The 1053-nt window shown below is 71.3% G+C and carries 1 protein-coding gene and 2 pseudogenes; all 3 read left to right on the top strand.

Going from position 1 to position 1053, the window contains the following annotated elements; all coding sequences use genetic code 11:
* Positions 1-94 (top strand): annotated as a pseudogene (locus tag ACIRST_RS42445) (roadblock/LC7 domain-containing protein); the annotation flags it as partial.
* A 161-nt stretch (positions 95-255) separates the two neighbouring features.
* Entirely contained in the window at positions 256-912 is a 657-nt protein-coding gene (locus tag ACIRST_RS42440; protein ID WP_402810159.1) for a DUF742 domain-containing protein, read from the top strand.
* Positions 893-1053: pseudogene (locus ACIRST_RS42435) on the top strand (ATP/GTP-binding protein); the annotation flags it as partial. The gene ACIRST_RS42440 and the pseudogene ACIRST_RS42435, both read left to right, overlap by 20 nt.

The raw sequence follows: 1053 nt of genomic DNA, 5'->3' as shown, positions 1-1053 counted from the left end.
CGTCGGCTACGAGATGGCCCTGCTCGTCGACCGCGCCGGCGCCGTCCTCACCCCCGCACTTCGCGCGGAACTCCAGGGCAGTCTCCTGCACTGACGGTTCGTCGGATACCGTCCAGGTATTCGAAGTACCTCCGCGTCCTTCCCGGGCCCGCTTCGGCGGGCTCGGGTTCGGACGTTGTACGGCCTTCGCACCACCGGCTCCGGACTCGCTCCGAAGCCCGAACCGCACCGCCGCACCCTGTGAGGAGAGGAACCGTGACACCGCCCGACGACCGCAGCGGCCAGTACGGTCTTCCGTACCCTGGCACAGGCCATGACGCCTTCGGATCACCCGGCGTCGGCCACGGTCAGGAGTACGGCCGGCACCAGTACGGTCAGCCCCAGCAGCCGTACGCCCGGCCCGAAGAGCAGTACGGCCAGTACGCCCAGTACGACCAGTACGCCCAGCAGCCCTCCTACGGTGCCCCCGCGCCCGGCTACCCGAACCCGGCACCGGTGCCCGACCCGGCGCCCGGGTACCGGCCGGCCCAGGAGCCCGGGCACGTGGAGGAGTTCGAGGACGAGCCCGACGCCGGCCCGCTGATCCGTCCGTTCGCGATGACCGGCGGTCGCACCCGGCCGCGCTACGAACTCGCGCTGGAGGCCCTGGTCTCCGCCGACGTCGATCCGCAGCGCCTGGCCACCCTGCTCCCCGAGCACCAGCGGATCTGCACGCTGTGCACGGAGGTCAAATCCGTCGCTGAGGTCTCGGCGCTGCTCTCCCTTCCCCTGGGAGTGGCCCGCATCCTCGTGGCCGACCTGGCCGAGGCCGGCCTGGTCGCCATCCACCAGCCCGCTTCCGGCGGCGAATCCGGAAACCAGCCCGACGTCACGCTGCTCGAAAGGGTCCTCAGTGGACTTCGCAAGCTCTAACGCGGCCGCCCCCACCCGCGCCACCACCTCCGCGAAGATCGTCGTCGCGGGCGGCTTCGGTGTCGGCAAGACCACGCTCGTCGGCGCCGTCTCCGAGATCAACCCCCTGCGCACCGAAGCCGTCATGACCTCGGCCTCCGC

The organism is Kitasatospora sp. NPDC101447 (assembly GCF_044767225.1).
Classification (GTDB): Bacteria; Actinomycetota; Actinomycetes; order Streptomycetales; family Streptomycetaceae; genus Kitasatospora.
Note: the sequence above shows the minus strand (reverse complement) of the source record. Positions and strands in the feature narration are given on the sequence as shown.